Source organism: Alicyclobacillus contaminans DSM 17975, assembly GCF_000429525.1.
GTDB classification, from domain to species: Bacteria; Bacillota; Bacilli; order Alicyclobacillales; family Alicyclobacillaceae; genus Alicyclobacillus_A; species Alicyclobacillus_A contaminans.
Map to the genome: position 1 here is coordinate 34,348 of NZ_AUCA01000019.1, position 15,232 is coordinate 49,579.

The 15,232-nt window shown below is 60.4% G+C and carries 13 protein-coding genes; 1 reads left to right on the forward strand and 12 read right to left on the reverse strand.

Going from position 1 to position 15,232, the window contains the following annotated elements; all coding sequences use genetic code 11:
• Window positions 1-18 precede the first annotated feature (18 nt).
• From G463_RS0108615 to G463_RS0108670, 11 genes are all read right to left on the reverse strand, one after another.
• Complete coding sequence (locus G463_RS0108615; RefSeq protein ID WP_026974848.1) at window positions 19-1,560, reverse strand: acyl-CoA carboxylase subunit beta; 1,542 nt, start codon at window positions 1,558-1,560, stop codon at window positions 19-21.
• The gene (gene mce / locus G463_RS0108620) at window positions 1,560-2,405 is read right to left on the reverse strand and encodes a methylmalonyl-CoA epimerase (RefSeq protein ID WP_026974849.1); all 846 of its coding nucleotides are present in this window, start codon (window positions 2,403-2,405) and stop codon (window positions 1,560-1,562) included. Before mce ends, G463_RS0108615 begins: the two co-directional genes overlap by 1 nt.
• Before the next feature lie 23 nt (window positions 2,406-2,428).
• Entirely contained in the window at window positions 2,429-4,087 is a 1,659-nt protein-coding gene (locus tag G463_RS0108625) for an acyl-CoA mutase large subunit family protein (protein WP_026974850.1), read from the reverse strand.
• A gap of 84 nt (window positions 4,088-4,171) precedes the next feature.
• Entirely contained in the window at window positions 4,172-4,858 is a 687-nt protein-coding gene (gene lipB / locus G463_RS0108630; RefSeq protein WP_026974851.1) for a lipoyl(octanoyl) transferase LipB, read from the reverse strand.
• 5 nt (window positions 4,859-4,863) lie between these two features.
• Window positions 4,864-5,883, reverse strand: a complete 1,020-nt coding sequence (gene lipA, locus G463_RS19520) for a lipoyl synthase (RefSeq protein WP_084171418.1) — start codon at window positions 5,881-5,883, stop codon at window positions 4,864-4,866.
• 147 nt (window positions 5,884-6,030) lie between these two features.
• Window positions 6,031-7,329 (reverse strand): dihydrolipoamide acetyltransferase family protein, encoded by a 1,299-nt coding sequence (locus G463_RS0108640; RefSeq protein ID WP_026974852.1) that lies wholly within the window; start codon window positions 7,327-7,329, stop codon window positions 6,031-6,033.
• A gap of 34 nt (window positions 7,330-7,363) precedes the next feature.
• Window positions 7,364-8,347 carry an alpha-ketoacid dehydrogenase subunit beta gene (locus G463_RS0108645; protein ID WP_026974853.1) on the reverse strand — a complete coding sequence of 328 codons (984 nt, stop codon included), beginning with the start codon at window positions 8,345-8,347 and terminating at the stop codon, window positions 7,364-7,366.
• A complete protein-coding gene (locus G463_RS0108650) occupies window positions 8,337-9,296 on the reverse strand; it encodes a thiamine pyrophosphate-dependent dehydrogenase E1 component subunit alpha (RefSeq protein WP_051322114.1) in 960 nt (319 codons plus the stop codon). The genes G463_RS0108645 and G463_RS0108650 overlap by 11 nt, the downstream gene beginning before the upstream one ends.
• A gap of 90 nt (window positions 9,297-9,386) precedes the next feature.
• Entirely contained in the window at window positions 9,387-10,808 is a 1,422-nt protein-coding gene (gene lpdA, locus G463_RS0108655) for a dihydrolipoyl dehydrogenase (protein WP_026974855.1), read from the reverse strand.
• A 30-nt stretch (window positions 10,809-10,838) separates the two neighbouring features.
• Window positions 10,839-11,930: a Leu/Phe/Val dehydrogenase gene (locus tag G463_RS0108660; protein ID WP_026974856.1), complete on the reverse strand. Its 1,092-nt coding sequence runs from the start codon at window positions 11,928-11,930 to the stop codon at window positions 10,839-10,841.
• A gap of 239 nt (window positions 11,931-12,169) precedes the next feature.
• Entirely contained in the window at window positions 12,170-14,227 is a 2,058-nt protein-coding gene (locus G463_RS0108670) for a sigma-54 interaction domain-containing protein (RefSeq protein WP_026974857.1), read from the reverse strand.
• Between the two features lie 154 nt (window positions 14,228-14,381).
• Between G463_RS0108670 and G463_RS19525 the strand changes: the two genes are divergently transcribed.
• Window positions 14,382-14,654 carry a DUF2627 family protein gene (locus tag G463_RS19525; RefSeq protein WP_035486390.1) on the forward strand — a complete coding sequence of 91 codons (273 nt, stop codon included), beginning with the start codon at window positions 14,382-14,384 and terminating at the stop codon, window positions 14,652-14,654.
• Window positions 14,655-14,677: 23 nt separating this feature from the next.
• On the opposite strand, the gene moaC is transcribed toward G463_RS19525, so the two are convergent.
• Window positions 14,678-15,187, reverse strand: coding sequence for a cyclic pyranopterin monophosphate synthase MoaC (gene moaC / locus G463_RS0108680; protein WP_035486397.1), 510 nt, complete (start codon window positions 15,185-15,187; stop codon window positions 14,678-14,680).
• Between the last annotated feature and the right edge of the window lie 45 nt (window positions 15,188-15,232).

Here is a 15,232-nt window from a genome sequence, read left to right on the forward strand (position 1 = left end):
GGTCCGCATCCGCAGCGCTTAGAGCGGGATGTTCCCGTGTTTGCGCACAGGCCTCGTTTCGGATTTGTCCTGAAGTAATTCTAACGCTTCATACAACAGTCTGCGCGTATCCCGCGGATCTATCACATCGTCGACCATGCCGGCACCGGCTGCGACATACGGATTCGCAAACCGGCTTCGATACTCGGCAATTCGGGCCGCCCGCGTTTCAGTGGGATTTGGGCTGCTGGCAATCTCCCGCGCATAAATGATGTTGGCTGCGCCTTCCGGCCCCATCACGGCAATCTCCGACGCCGGCCATGCATAAACGACATCCGCGCCGATGGCCTTGCTGTTCATCGCCACGTAGGCGCCCCCGTACGCCTTCCGCAAAATCACCGTGATTTTCGGAACCGTGGCTTCCGAATACGCGTAGAGAATTTTTGCGCCGTGACGAATGATGCCGCCGTGTTCCTGCTTGACGCCCGGAATGAACCCGGTCACATCCTCCAGGGTGACAATGGGAATGTTGAACGCATCGCAGAAACGGATGAATCGCGCAATCTTGTCGGAGGAGTCGATGTCCAAACCGCCCGCCATGTACTTCGGCTGGTTCGCCACAAACCCGGCGGTGTACCCGCCAATCCGACCGAATCCCACCACCGCATTGCGCGCAAATAAGGGCTGCACTTCGAGAAATTCACCGTCGTCCACGAGGCGAGCGATGACATCCTTCACATCATACACTTTTGTCCCGTCCTCCGGAACCAAACGGAGCATTTCCTCGTCCGCGTCGAACGTGTATGATCCGGCTTTTCTCGGCGCCTTCTCCCTGTGCGACGAGGGCAAGAAACTGAGCAGCCGACGCACGCCCTGCAGCGCCTCTTCTTCCGAGGCGGCGGAGAAGTGGGCAACGCCGCTGACGCTGGCCTGCACGCGTGCCCCACCGAGATTGTCACTGGTGATCTTCTCGCCGGTGACCGTTTCAATCACTTTGGGTCCGGTGATGAACATTTGACTGGTGCCCTCCACCATGAAGATGAAGTCCGTGATGGCGGGCGAGTACACGGCACCTCCCGCACAGGGACCCATGATCACGGAGATTTGTGGAATCACTCCGGAATAAATCGAATTCCGGTAGAAAATGTGCCCGTAACCGTCGAGCGAGACAACACCCTCCTGAATGCGTGCGCCGCCGGAATCGTTGAGGCCAATCAGAGGCGCTCCGTTCTTTGCAGCCAAGTCCATGATGTTGACAATTTTCTGCGCGTGCACCTCGCCGAGCGCGCCCCCGAACACCGTGAAATCTTGAGCAAATACGTACACTGTCCGTCCATCAATTTTCCCGTATCCGGTGACCACGCCTTCGCCGGGCGCGTCCACCGTATCCATGCCAAAGTATTGGGCGCGCGTGGCGGAAAACGGATTCAGTTCTCGAAACGTCCCCGGATCGAGCAGGAGGTCAATCCGTTCCCGCGCCGTCAATTTGCCCTTCTCATGTTGCTGCAGAATGCGATGATCACCGCCGCCCAGTTCGACGCGTCTGCGGCGATCCTGGAGGTCGTAGATTTTGTCTTCCATCAAGTCCGGTCACCTGCCTGCGAAGATTGACAAAACTCCATCAGCACGCCGAACGTGTCCTTGGGATGCACGAAAGCCACCCACTTCCCGTGGGCGCCGCGGCGCGGCGATTCATCCAGGACATGGTACCCAGCAGAGTTCGCCTGGTTCAAGGCCGTCTGGACATCCGGCACCGCATACGCGATGTGATGAATGCCCGGTCCCCGCTTCGCGAGGAACTTCGCGACCGCGCTCGAATCGCGAACCGGTTCCAACAATTCGATATTCGTACCCCCCGCCGCGAGAAACGCCACGCGCACGCCCTGGTCTTCCACGGTTTCTTCGTGCGTCACCTTCAACCCCAGCAGGCCCGTGTACAGGGGCAGCGCATCCTCCAGGCGGTGAACCGCAATACCCACGTGGTCCAGGCCGAGGACGGTCACGCTCGCCGCCGGCGACTCGTCCAATGGCCGAAGCCGAACGTGTGTGCGGATGAATTCCGCAACCGTCTCAATCCGCGTTCCCGGCGTGAACACTTTGGCAATCCCCTGCGCCTCCAGGACCGCGATGTCCTCTTCGGGAATGACACCGCCGCCAATCACCAGAATGTCGTCAGCCTGTTGCTCTTTCAACAGGCGCACCACCTCGGGAAACAGTTCGAGATGCGCCCCTGAAAGGCTCGATAGGCCGATGCAGGCCACATCTTCCTGAATGGCCGTGTTCACAATTTGCTCCGGCGTCTGTCGCAGGCCCGTATAGATCACTTCCATACCTTCATCGCGAAGTCCCTGCGCAATCACCAGGGCTCCTCTGTCGTGGCCGTCAAGGCCCGGCTTCGCAATCAGAACGCGCAATGGCTGCGCCATCCAACTTCCCCCCTGTTCGCTCGCTAGAAAATGGGCGCTTGGTATTCCCCAAACACGTCGCGCAACACGTCGCAAATCTCTCCCACCGTCGCGTACGCCCGTACGGCGTTGACAATCAGAGGCATCAGGTTCTCGTCGCGCTCCGCCCCGGCTCGCAATTCATCCAACGCCCGCCGCCACGGTTCCTCCGCCCGTTCGCTGCGAAGCTTCGCGAGCGCTTCCGACTGCTTGCGCCCGAGTTCGGGATCGACCCGCAACAGTTCCGGCTGCGTTTCATTCTCAATGGTAAAGCGATTGACACCCACCACGACCTGATCTCCACGTTCCACGGCACGCTGCGTGTCGTACGCAGACTTGTGAATTTCCTTTTGCATATACCCCTGTTCAATGGCCGCAACCGCGCCGCCGAGGTCATCGATGTAGCGAATATAGTTCCAAGCCCGTTCCTCCAGCGCGTCGGTCAGCGCCTCCACGTAATAGCTGCCGGCCAACGGGTCCACGGTGTTTGTGATACCGCTTTCGTACGCGATAATTTGCTGTGTCCGCAGCGCCACGCGGGCGGAGTCCTCTGTCGGCAGGGCCAACGCTTCGTCGCGCGCGTTCGTATGCAAACTCTGGGTCCCGCCCAACACCGCCGCCATGGCCTGAATGGTGACGCGCACCACATTATTGTCCGGTTGCTGCGCAGTCAACGTACTGCCGGCCGTTTGCGTGTGGAAGCGAAGCTGCATGGACCGTGGGGACTTGGCGTTGAACCGTTCACGCATAATCTTGGCCCACATGCGTCGAGCCGCCCGAAATTTGGCGATTTCTTCAAAAAAATCATTGTGCGCATTGAAGAAGAAGGACAGGCGGGGAGCAAAATCGTCGATATCCAGCCCTTTCTCCAGTGCCGCTTCCACGTACGCGATGGCGTTGGCCAGCGTGAACGCGATTTCCTGCACCGCAGACGATCCAGCTTCCCGGATGTGGTATCCACTGATGGAAATGGTGTTCCAGTGCGGAACTTCCTTCGAACAAAATTCAAAGATATCCGTGATCAGGCGCATCGACGGCTTCGGCGGGAAAATGTAGGTCCCACGCGCAACGTATTCTTTGAGAATGTCATTCTGAATGGTTCCGGACACCTTGTCCCAGGACACGCCCTGCTTCTCAGCCACCACCAAATACATGGCGAGCAGCACGGAAGCCGGAGCATTGATGGTCATCGATGTGCTGACCTTGTCCAGCGGAATCCCGGCCAGCAGCGTCTCCATATCCGCCAGCGAAGAGATGGATACCCCCACTTTTCCGACTTCACCTCGCGAAAATGGGTGGTCTGCGTCGTAGCCAATCTGCGTCGGCAAGTCAAACGCCGTGCTGAGTCCGGTTTGGCCCTGTTCCAACAGGTATCGAAAACGCCGATTCGTCTCCTCCGCAGATCCGAAACCGGCGTACTGGCGCATGGTCCAAAACCGCCCGCGATACATGGTCGGTTGGATGCCGCGCGTGAACGGATATTCCCCCGGGAAACCCAATTTTTCTTTGTACGCCGCCTCCGAATCCATCTCGTGCGATGGCAGGTACAATCGCTCGATGGGAATATCCGAACTGTTCACAAACTGGGCTTTTCGTTCCGGGCGTTTGTTCAGCGACTTTTCGGTTTTCTCTCGCCATTTTTCATAGTCTTCCGCGATGGACATGGCCTGCATCACCTTCCCAGCTCTCGTAGTCCCCAGGGGAAGAACGTGCGCCCGAGGCCGTCCCCGGGCACACAGCCCCCCGCTTCACGCACGCGTTGAATCCAAGGATGACACGTTGAATGAAATGTCAAAGACCTCGGCAAACGCGGTGCGCAACCGTTGCTCCCATTCTACCACGGATGCTTGGGTGCCCAGCTGCTGTTCAATCGACGTCACACCCTTGTCGGAGATGCCGCACGGAATGATGGTTTGAAAATGACTCAGATCCGTGTTGACATTCAGGGCGATGCCGTGCGATGTCACCAACTCTCCTGACTCCCGACGCCGCATGCGCATGCCAATCGCACAAATTTTACTGTCTCCCACCCAAACCCCGGGCAGGCCTTCGACACGTTGCGCGGAGATGCCCACTTCGGCGAGTGCGCGAATCACTGTCTCTTCGAGCTTCCAGACGAAGCCGCCCACGTCGTTTTGCCACGGCGCGAGGTGGAAAACCGGATACAGCACCAATTGCCCCGGGCCGTGATACGTTACGTCTCCGCCCCGGTCCACGTCGTACACTTCCATCCCGATGGACTCCAGGTAGGCACGCGGTGCGACGATATGTTGTCGCGTGCCGCTGCGACCAATGGTGATGGTCGGTGGATGTTCCACCGAGAACACCACCTGCTCATCGGTTTCCCCCTGGAGCAGCCGGTCTCGCTGCGCTTCCTGAATGTTCAACGCCTGATCGTACTTCATCCGCCCTAGTTGAACCCACGTGGCATTCACCGTACTCAATCGCCATAACCTCCGTCCGTGCCGGCTGCCGCCGTCATGGATTCCGCCGCTTGCCGCTTCAGGTGCTGTTCCCGTTCCTCGGCACTCAGCGACTGCAGCGGCAGGCCATTCGCCCGCAGCACTTGTTCATGAGCGTGGTACGAGCTGCGCACCAGCGGCCCGGATTCGACGTGGGCGAAGCCTCGCTTCAACCCTTCGCCGCGCAGCCGGAGAAACTCGGTTGGCGTGTAGAACTTCTCCACCAACAAGTGCTTCTTCGTCGGTTGCAGGTACTGGCCGATGGTCAGGATGTCCACATCGACGGCGCGCAGATCGTCCATCGTCTCATAAATCTCTTCCATCGTTTCGCCGAGACCGACCATGATACTGGACTTGGTTCGAATGTCGGGCCGCATTTCCTTGGAGCGCCGGAGCAGTTCCAGGGTCCGATCATACTTCGCCTTGGAACGGACCTTGTCGGACAGGCGGCGAACCGTTTCCACATTGTGGTTCAAGATATCCGGGGAGGCATCCAACACCGTCTTCAAGGCGTCCCAATTGCCCATGAAGTCCGGAATCAGGACTTCCACGCCGCAGCCGGGCACCCGTTCGCGAATGGCGCGAATGGTAGCGGCGAAAATCGATGCACCGCCGTCTTCCAAATCGTCGCGCGCCACGCTGGTCACCACCACGTGCTGCAAACCCATGTCCACCACCGCGTCGGCCACCCGCTTCGGCTCCGCCCAATCCAATTCGGTCGGCTTGCCGCTGTGCACTGCGCAGAACCGGCAGGCTCGGGTGCAGATGTCTCCGAGAATCATGAACGTGGCCGTGCGGTGTTCCCAACACTCAAAGATATTCGGGCAGCGCGCTTCCTCGCACACCGTGTGCAGCGACTTGCCGCGCATGATGCCCTTTAAATCGCGGTAATTGGGTCCGGTGCTGACTTGAATTTTCAACCAGTCCGGCCGCGATGCAATCTGTTCCTTCATGCGTTGTTCTTTCAGCCGCTGTTTCTCCAGATGCTTGGCTTCCATTCATCACACATCCTTCCGTTGGCGGGCCGACAAACGCCCCAATCCCAGTGTAATTCATCTTGGGAACATGTCAAAGGATGGTGCCCCACACACCATCCCGTACCCTCGCCGGCCAGCCGCGGGCCGCAGTATATTTCGCCTCCGCCGTCAGTACAGAACCGTATCCGGACCGAACGACTGCAGGCGCTCGCGAACCGCTTTGAGGAATTGGCCCGCAATCCAACCGTCCAGCAACCTGTGATCCAACGACAGACACAGGTTCACCATGCTGCGAATCGCAATCGCGTCGTCCACCACCACTGGCCGCTTCACAATGGACTCCACGGACAATATGGCCGCTTGTGGTGCATTGATGATGGGCTGGGACAAGATAGATCCGAACGCCCCCGTATTGTTCACCGTGAACGTCCCGCCCTGGACATCCTGCATCGACAACCGTCCGGATCGGGCTTTCGCCGCCAATTCGTTGACGGCGTGCGCCAGCCCCGCGATGCTCAACCGGTCCGCGTTGTGAATCACCGGCACCGCGAGCGCGTCGTCCGTCGCCACGGCGATGGAGATGTTGATTCGCTGATGCATCACGATCTTGTCGTCGATCCAAGCGGCGTTCAGCATCGGGTACTGTTTCAACCCTTCCACGACCGCTTTGATGAAGAACGGGAGGTAGGTCAAGTCGATGCCTTCCCGCCGTTTGAAGTCGGCCTTGACCGCGGTGCGCAGCGCCACCAGGCGCGTCACATCGGCTTCCACCATCGTCCAGGCATGCGGCGCGTTGCGCTTGCTCTCCACCATCCGTCGTGCAATCGTCCGGCGAATCGGGGAGGGTTCGATGCGTTGGACATCCTCGTCCCCGCTTGGCGCGAGGGGCGACGTCGGTGGCATCGGCGCGAAATCCGCGCGCTCTGTGGGACGCGAGACCGTCCCCTGCGTCCGATTCTCACCCTCCGTGCTGACAGAGGCAGTTGCGGCCGAACGCCGCTGCACGTACGCGAGGACGTCCTTGCGCGTGATGCGACCGCCTTCCCCCGTGCCCTCCAGTCGCGACAAATCAATCTGGTGCTCTTCCGCGAGGCGCAATACCGCAGGCGAGTATCGACGGACGGCACCGCGTTCCGTCGCATGTTTCTTCTCCGTGGAGATAGGTGAAACAGCCTGGACAACCTGTGCGTCCGCGGCAGGCCCTTCCGACGATGCGCCGGAAGTCGCGTCACCTTCCTCGGCAATCCGACAGATGACCGTTCCCACCGTGACCGTCTCGCCTTCAGGCACCACAATCTCGGCCAGCGTGCCAGCGAAGTCCGAGGGAACTTCCGCCGTCACCTTGTCCGTGATCACTTCCACCAGCGGTTCGTACTTCTCCACTTTGTCTCCGGGCGCTTTCAACCACTTCCCGAGGGTGCCTTCGGTGACGCTCTCTCCCAATTGCGGCATTTTCACATCTGCCATGGACCATACTCCTTCCATGCGGTGCTCGCGACCATCAGAATCGGGCCAACGACCGCATCTCACTTGCAACCTTGTCCGTGTTCAACATGTATGCCTTCTCCAATGTCGGACTGAATGGCATCGCCGGCACCTCGGGCCCCGCCAGTCGGCGAATCGGGGCATCCAGGTCAAACAGGGCGTACTCGCCAATCAGCGCGGACACCTCGGCGCCGATGCCGCAGACTTTGTTGTCCTCGTGGACAATCAGCACCTTGCCCGTCCGCCGCGCCGCTGCCAGAATGGCCTCCTCGTCCAGCGGCCGCAGCGTGCGCAGGTCCAAAACATGCGCGGTGATTCCCTCCGATTCGAGCCGCTCCGCCGCTTCCAACGCGAGATGGACGCCGAGCCCGTACGTGATGACGGTCACATCGTCGCCTTCTCGGCGCACCGCCGCCTTCCCAAGCGGCGTGGTGTAGGGCGAGTCTGGCACCTCTCCCTTGATGGAGCGGTAAAGCTTCTTGTGCTCGAAGAACAACACCGGGTCCGGATCTCGAATGGCCGACAGCAGCAGCCCTTTGGCGTCCTCGGGTGTCGAGGGCACCACCACTTTCAATCCAGGCACATGCGTGAACAGCGCCTCCATACTCTGCGAATGATACAGCGCCCCGTGGACGCCGCCCCCAAAGGGCGCGCGAATGACGATGGGACAATTCCAGTCATTGTTCGATCGATAGCGGATTTTCGCAGCCTCGGAAATGATCTGGTTGACCGCCGGGAGAATGAAGTCCGCGAATTGAATCTCCGCCACCGGAATCATGCCCGCTGCCGCAGCGCCAATGGCGACGCCCACAATCGCGGATTCCGTCAGCGGAAAGTCGAGAACGCGGTATTCTCCAAATTGCGCCTGCAGGCCGTCGGTCACGCGGAAAACGCCGCCGCGTACGCCCACGTCCTCGCCGAGCACGAACACGCGCTCGTCGCGGGCCATCTCCTGCTGCAGTGCTTCGCGAATTGCATCAATATATTGCTTAACGGCCATCGCTCAGCGCCTCCTCCGCGTAGACGAACTTCGTCAACGTCGACGGATCCGCGTGCGGCGCCTGTTCCGCGTACGCCGTCGCTTCGTTCACTTCATCCAAAGCGGCCTGACGCAGGGCCGCGTCCTGCTCCTCCGTGAGTACGCCGACTTCCAGCAAATAATTCCGCAACCGCACGATGGGATCTCCCTTTCTGGCCTCTTCCACTTCTTCCCGCGACCGGTAGGAGCGGTCGTCATCGTCGCTGGAGTGCGGAACGAGCCGGTACGTCTTCGCTTCCACCAACGTCGGGCCGCCGCCATTGCGCGCCTTTTCTACCGCGGCCTTCATGACGCGGTACACCTCGAGAGCATCCATGCCGTCCACCACGACGCCCTCAAACCCGTAACCCGCCGCCCGATCCGCCACATTCTTGCAGGCCAGCTGCTTGCTCTCCGGAACAGAGATGGCGTACTTGTTGTTTTCGCAGAAGAATATCACCGGCAGCTTGTGAATCCCGGCAAAATTGGCCGCTTCATGGAAATCCCCCTGGTTGCTCGTTCCTTCTCCGAAGGAAACGTACGCGACAAAATCGTCTCCGCGCATCTTCGCCGCGAGCGCGGCGCCCACGGCATGCGGAATCTGCGTCCCCACCGGACTCGATCCGGTGATGATCCGCCGCGCCCGGTCACCAAAGTGTCCGGGCATCTGCCGTCCCCCACTGTTCGGATCTTCCGGCTTGCCGAAGGCGGCCAAGAGCTCCGTCTTCGCGGTGTGTCCGTAAATCAGGACCAGGCACAGGTCGCGATAATACGGCGCGATGTAGTCCTTGCTCGGATCCAGCGCAAACCCTGCGCCGGCCTGAGCACCTTCCTGACCCTGACAGGAAATCACAAACGGAATTTTTCCCGCCCGGTTCAACAGCCACATGCGCTCATCCACCGTTCGCGCCAACACCATATAGCGGTACATTTCCAGTACCTGCTCGTCTGTTAATCCCAACGCCCGATGGCGTACGACTTCCGTCACAGGCTCTCGCCCCCCTTGAACATCCCCGTGCGCTTATGAGTGAATCGCCAATCCATCCACGCTCAACGCCGCTTCTCCGAGCACCTCGGACAGGGTCGGATGCGGGTGAATGGTGTGCGCCATTTCCCATGGCGTCGCGTTCAACACGCGCGCCAGCGCAGCTTCCGAGATCAAGTCGGTGACATGCGGCCCGACCATATGCACGCCGAGCACGTCGTCGGTGTCCCCGTCGGCCACAATCTTCACCCATCCGTCCGCATCGCCATAGACCAGCGCCTTGCCGATGGCCCGGAACGAGAAAGTGCCCGTTTTCACGGTAAAACCGCGCTCCCGCGCTTCGGCTTCCGTCAGGCCCACGCTGGCCACTTCCGGACGGCTGTAGGTACACTTCGCAACCATGCTGTAATCCAACGGGCGCGGCGTCCTGCCAGCCATCACTTCCACGGCGTGAATCCCTTCGTGCGCAGCGACATGAGCCAACTGAAGACCGCCAATCACGTCGCCAATGGCAAAAATGTTTGGTTCGGCTGTCCGGTAATGTTCGTCCACGACAATCGCGCCGCGCTCGACGCGAATTTCGGTGGCCTCCAGTCCAATGTTCTCCACCATCGGCGCGCGTCCAACCGCCACGAGCATGCAATCCGCAGCCAGCCGTTCCGGACCTGACGGCGCATCCACATCAACCTGAATACCGCCCGCCTTCTCCAGCGTTTCGGCCAGCACACGCGTCTCCGTCAACACGCGAACGCCGCGCTTCTGCAGCAGGCGCTCAACTTCCGTGGACACATCGGCATCTTCCAGGGGTAAAATCCGCGGCAATGCCTCCACCAACGTCACCTGAACCCCAAAATCGGACAACATGGACGCCCATTCCACACCGATGGCCCCCGCGCCGACAATCACCATCGATGCGGGGAGTTCCTGCAGCTGCAACGCATCATCGCTCGACAGCACGTGCCTGCCGTCAAACGGAAGCCCCGGCAACGCGCGAGGCTGCGATCCGGTCGCAATCAACGTGAACCGCGGCGTCAGAATCTGCGTATCTCCGTTCTCCAGTTCCACCGACACCGCACCGGCCTGCGGCGAGAAAATGGACGGTCCCATCACCCGGCCAATTCCACGAACCACCGTGATGTCGTTCTTCTTCATCAGGTACTGGACGCCGCGGTGCAGTTGCTCCACCACCCGCGCCTTGCGCTCCATCGCCTTCGCCAAGTTGAACGTCGGCTGCGAAGTCTCCACACCATACCGGTCGGCATCCTTCACCGCTGCGAAGACTTCGGCGGAGCGCAGGAGCGCCTTGCTCGGAATACAGCCGCGATGTAAACACGTCCCCCCCAACTGGTCTCGCTCGACGACGGCCGTTTTCAGGCCCAGCTGCGCCGCCCGGATGGCCGCGACGTAACCGCCTGTACCGCCGCCGATTATCACCACGTCATAATTCGCTTCCGCCATGAAAAAACCTGCCTCCTTCAACCACTCGTCTCAGCGATGCAGCGCGGACTTCTCGTTGCGCACGAACGTGCCGCGCACGCGACGCATCTGCTCAATGCGCGCCTCCGCCATGTGGTCCGCTGCCCGGTAGGTCGGAATCCCTTCCCGCTCGGCAATGTTGTAGATTTCCAGCATGATATCGTAAATTCCCTCGACCTTCTTGCGCGCGCGGTCCGCGTTGTACCCCTCCAACTCATCCGCCACGTTGATGAGGCCACCGGCGTTGATGACGTAATCCGGCGCGTAGAGAATCCCGCGCTCATGCAGTCTGTCGCCATGGCGTTCCTCGGCCAGTTGGTTGTTAGCAGATCCTGCCACCGCTTTGCAGCGCAGACGTTCCACCGTATCGTCGTTGATGACCGCGCCGAGCGCACACGGCGCAAAAATATCGCATTCCACGTCGAAAATCTCAGCGGGCGCCACGACCCGCGCGCCCAGCTCAGACGCAGCCCGCCGCAACTGATCCTCATTGATGTCGGTCACAATGAGATTGGCCCCAGCGGCCCGCAGCTGCTCCGCCAGCGAATAGCCCACGCTGCCGAGCCCCTGCACCGCGACCGTACGGCCCGCCAAATCCGGGGAGCCCAAGGCAACGTTGGCCGTCGCCTGAATGCCGCGAAACACGCCGTATGCGGTCATCGGGCTTGGATTTCCGCTCGATCCGTACGCCTGCGACACGCCGGTGACATAATCGGTCTCCATATGAATCATATCCATATCCTGGACGTTGGTACCCACATCTTCCGCGGTGATGTACCGGCCGTTGAGACTCTGAATGTAGCGGCCGAGCGCCCGGAACATCGCTTCCGACTTGTCGGTGCGCGGATTGCCAATCACCACGGTCTTCCCTCCGCCCAGGTTCAGTCCGGCGGCGGCAGCTTTATACGTCATGCCACGGGCCAAACGCAGCGCGTCGAGGATGGCCTCGTCCTCGCTTTGATAGGTCCACATGCGACATCCGCCCAGCGCCGGCCCCAGCGTTGTGTCGTGAATTGCAATGATGGCCTTCAAACCAGAGGCCTCGTCGTGACAAAATACCACTTGCTCGTAGTCATACTTTTCAAGATAACTGAACAGTTGCATGGAAAACCCTTCCTCCCGGTTCGTTCACACCTTAGAATAACAGAAAGATGTTCAATTCCAAACTGGCTGCGAGGCTGCCGATTGACGGAATCATGCAAGCGCCGTGCCAACATGGCGGCCGCACCTGCGCACAGCTGTCGCTCTCCCCGTCGGCGCATAACTGCAAAATCCAGCACACGACGTGCGCAATATCTTGCACATTGTGCAACTTTTTTCAGGCAAGCGTTTTCATCGCTTGTTCATCCATCCTTGTTCCGCTGCAATTTGTAATACAGTGTCCGAATGGAGATGCCCAGCCGCCGAGCCGCGGCAGCCTTGTTCCCACCGACTTCGTCGATGACGCGTTCAATCAACTCGCGCTCCCAGCGGGCGAGCATCTGGTCGAGCGTCCCCTGTATGGACGCGACCGCTGGCGTCACAGCCGATTCTGCGCTCCCGCCGCCAATCGGCAAGAGCGGCAAATGATGCGCCTCCAAACGCGTTTCGTGATAGCCCATGCGAATCATCGCTTGCCCAATGATGTTTTCGAGCTCCCGAACGTTTCCGGGCCAGTGGTACTCTTTCAACACCTCAATCGCCGCTGCGGAGATGTGCTGCACGTTGCGACCGAACGCCTGGTTCTGCCGAGCGATGATGCGAAGCGCCAACGATTCCAGATCTTCCAGCCGATACCGAAGCGGTGGGATCACTATGGGCACCACATTGATTCGATAGTACAGATCCTCCCGAAATCTCCCCGCCGCCACGGCCTGCTCGAGATGCACATGCGTCGCAGCAATCACGCGTACATCCACCGGAATCGGAACGGTTCCACCCACTCGAACGATTTCCCGCTCCTGCAGTGCCCGAAGCAGCTTTGCCTGAGTGGCTGTGCTCAGTTCGCCAATCTCATCCAGAAACAGCGTGCCGCCCGACGCTTCCTCAAACAGCCCGCGCTTTCCGCCGCGTTTTGCGCCAGTGAAAGCTCCTTCCTCGTACCCGAACAGTTCGCTCTCAAGCAAAGTGTCGCTGAGCGCCGCGCAATTGACCCGCACGAACGGGCGATAACGGCGATTGCTCTCGTTGTGGATGGCGTGTGCAAACAATTCCTTGCCGGTTCCGGATTCACCGCGCAGGAGCACGGTGGCGGGCGTTTTGGCAGCGGTGCGCGCCTGTTCCACCGCAAGCTTCAACGCAGAGCTCGTTCCGGCGATGTCGGCGAACGTGTATTTGGCCTGCAGCGTGCGGATCAAGTGGTTCGCCTTGTCCAATTCCTCCGTCAGCCGCTTGATCTCTGACACGTCGTGAATGACGCCCACGCTGCCCCGGAGCGATCCGTCCACGATGATGGGGGCCACATTCACAATGACCTCCCGCCGGTGGGGACCCACTTTCATCGGCACGCCTTTCACTGGTTTTCCCGTGCGCAATACCTGAAGGTGCATGCTCTCCCCTTCGGCAATGTCCACATCCGCCGGCTGGTTGAGCACCTGTTCCGGTGTGAGGCCGGTCAACCGGGTGTATGCCGGATTGATGAGCATGCCCCGGCCGTGTTCGTCCACAACGGAAATGGCGTCCTGCGTCGATTGGATGACGGCCTCCAACATGGTCTGGATTTCGCGGAGGTTGGTCACCTCCACCGCGAGCCGCTGCAGTTCTGTCACATCGCGAAGCGTCGCAATCGCACCCACCACCTGTTGATGTTCACCGTACACGCGGACACGGCTGACCAGCCATTCCGTCTCTCCAGTTTTGACGCGTCTGCCCCGCTCCACGGTGTCGTTCTGAAAGATGGACAACAATTCAGGGTACGGCACAATGTCCTGTACCGGCCGCCCGTACGCGTCCTCCACCGTGACGCCGAAAATCCGCTCGGCCGCGCGGTTGTACAGAGTCACCCGGCCGTCGCTGTCCATCCCGACCATGGCGTCCAAGGTGGCGTCGAGCACCCATTGCAGGTTCTGCTGTCTATCGCGCAGCTGCTGAATGAGCATCTCCTTGTCCTCCACCAGCACCATGAAAAACTTCAGGTCATTTCCCGCAATCACCGGGATGCCGCCTGCCAGCCGCCGGAGTTCGTGATACACGGCTTCGTCTCCGGTGGCCTCCAGAATCACATCGATGGAGATGCCGCGATACGTCGGAACAGCGCGGCGAAAATCCGTTTCCACCGCCACGCCGAAGCGGCGCGCCAACACCATCCCCGGCGCGTTCGGCCGCACGTCCACGACGCATCGAACGTTCAACTTGGGATGTCCGTGCAGCGCCTGCAATACGCGCGTGCCGCCCTGCCCCGCGCCCACGATGACGACATGCAACACCATTTCCCCTCCTCTCCCTGCATATTGTATCATCAGCGGGCGATGGCCCACACCTGCGCGACGCGAGGATGTGTTATCATAAATGTCAGAGGATTGTGCGGATTTTCGGTCGTGAAGCGGTTCGCCAATTTCGTTCGGGAGGTGCCCGCCGGTGCGTCGCCTGTTGGCCTGGGGAATTTTGATGAGTGTGTTCTTACTGGCCGGGGAAGGGTTCAATCTATTTCGCGTGCACATCCTGTGGTGGCTGGCGCAGGGAGACGCGGGGGATGCGCTGTGGGCAGTGGCGGGGCTGCTGTTGGGAGGCTCCGCCACCGCATTTCTCGGGGGTTTCATTTACCACCGAGACAAGAAACGCGGCAAATTGAAAAAGCGCCGCCCAAAGCGGCAGACCACCGTCGCTGCCAGCCCGCCGTCCGCCGAGTAGTCGGCGCCGCGTCCGCGCTTCGGTCACGTTGCCGAGGCATCGTACGTACCGCTGCGGCCGCCGGATTTGTGAAGCAGGCGGGTCGATTGAATCGCCATGGCCTTGTCGAACGCCTTGCACATGTCGTACACGGTCAGGGCGGCCACGCTGACTGCGGTCAACGCTTCCATTTCCACACCGGTTTGGTGCGTGGTCTTCACCGTGGCACATATGCGCAGGCACGCGCCGTCCGGATCTTCAATGTCCAGCCATTCCGATTCCAAAGACACTTTGGACAACGGGATGGGGTGGCACAGCGGAATCAATTCAGCCGTTCGCTTCGCCGCCATGATGCCTGCCAGTTCCGCCACGCCGAGCACATCTCCCTTGGCGACGGCGCGCGCTTCGACCGCCCGGCGCGTCTCCCGATGCATGCGAACCAGGACCTCGGCCACTGCGGTTCGTGCGCTGAACGGTTTATCGGAAACGTCCACCATGTGCGGCCTGCCGTCCGGATCGAAATGCGTGAATCGGTTCACGTTGTCACTCGTCATCTCCGCGAATCTCCTCTCCCTGCGCCGGCGTTGCCGGACTCTGAA

Excerpts from the sequence above, each read along its gene's own strand:
- G463_RS0108650 (WP_051322114.1), bottom strand. The coding sequence starts at position 9,296 with ATGTACCGCTATATGGTGTTGGCGCGAACGGTGGATGAGCGCATGTGG.
- G463_RS0108625 (WP_026974850.1), bottom strand. The coding sequence starts at position 4,087 with ATGTCCATCGCGGAAGACTATGAAAAATGGCGAGAGAAAACCGAAAAG.
- G463_RS0108615 (WP_026974848.1), bottom strand. The coding sequence starts at position 1,560 with ATGGAAGACAAAATCTACGACCTCCAGGATCGCCGCAGACGCGTCGAA.
- lpdA (WP_026974855.1), bottom strand. The coding sequence starts at position 10,808 with ATGGCGGAAGCGAATTATGACGTGGTGATAATCGGCGGCGGTACAGGC.
- G463_RS0108645 (WP_026974853.1), bottom strand. The coding sequence starts at position 8,347 with ATGGCCGTTAAGCAATATATTGATGCAATTCGCGAAGCACTGCAGCAG.
- G463_RS0108640 (WP_026974852.1), bottom strand. The coding sequence starts at position 7,329 with ATGGCAGATGTGAAAATGCCGCAATTGGGAGAGAGCGTCACCGAAGGC.
- lipA (WP_084171418.1), bottom strand. The coding sequence starts at position 5,883 with ATGGAAGCCAAGCATCTGGAGAAACAGCGGCTGAAAGAACAACGCATG.
- mce (WP_026974849.1), bottom strand. The coding sequence starts at position 2,405 with ATGGCGCAGCCATTGCGCGTTCTGATTGCGAAGCCGGGCCTTGACGGC.
- G463_RS0108660 (WP_026974856.1), bottom strand. The coding sequence starts at position 11,930 with ATGCAACTGTTCAGTTATCTTGAAAAGTATGACTACGAGCAAGTGGTA.
- moaC (WP_035486397.1), bottom strand. The coding sequence starts at position 15,187 with ATGACGAGTGACAACGTGAACCGATTCACGCATTTCGATCCGGACGGC.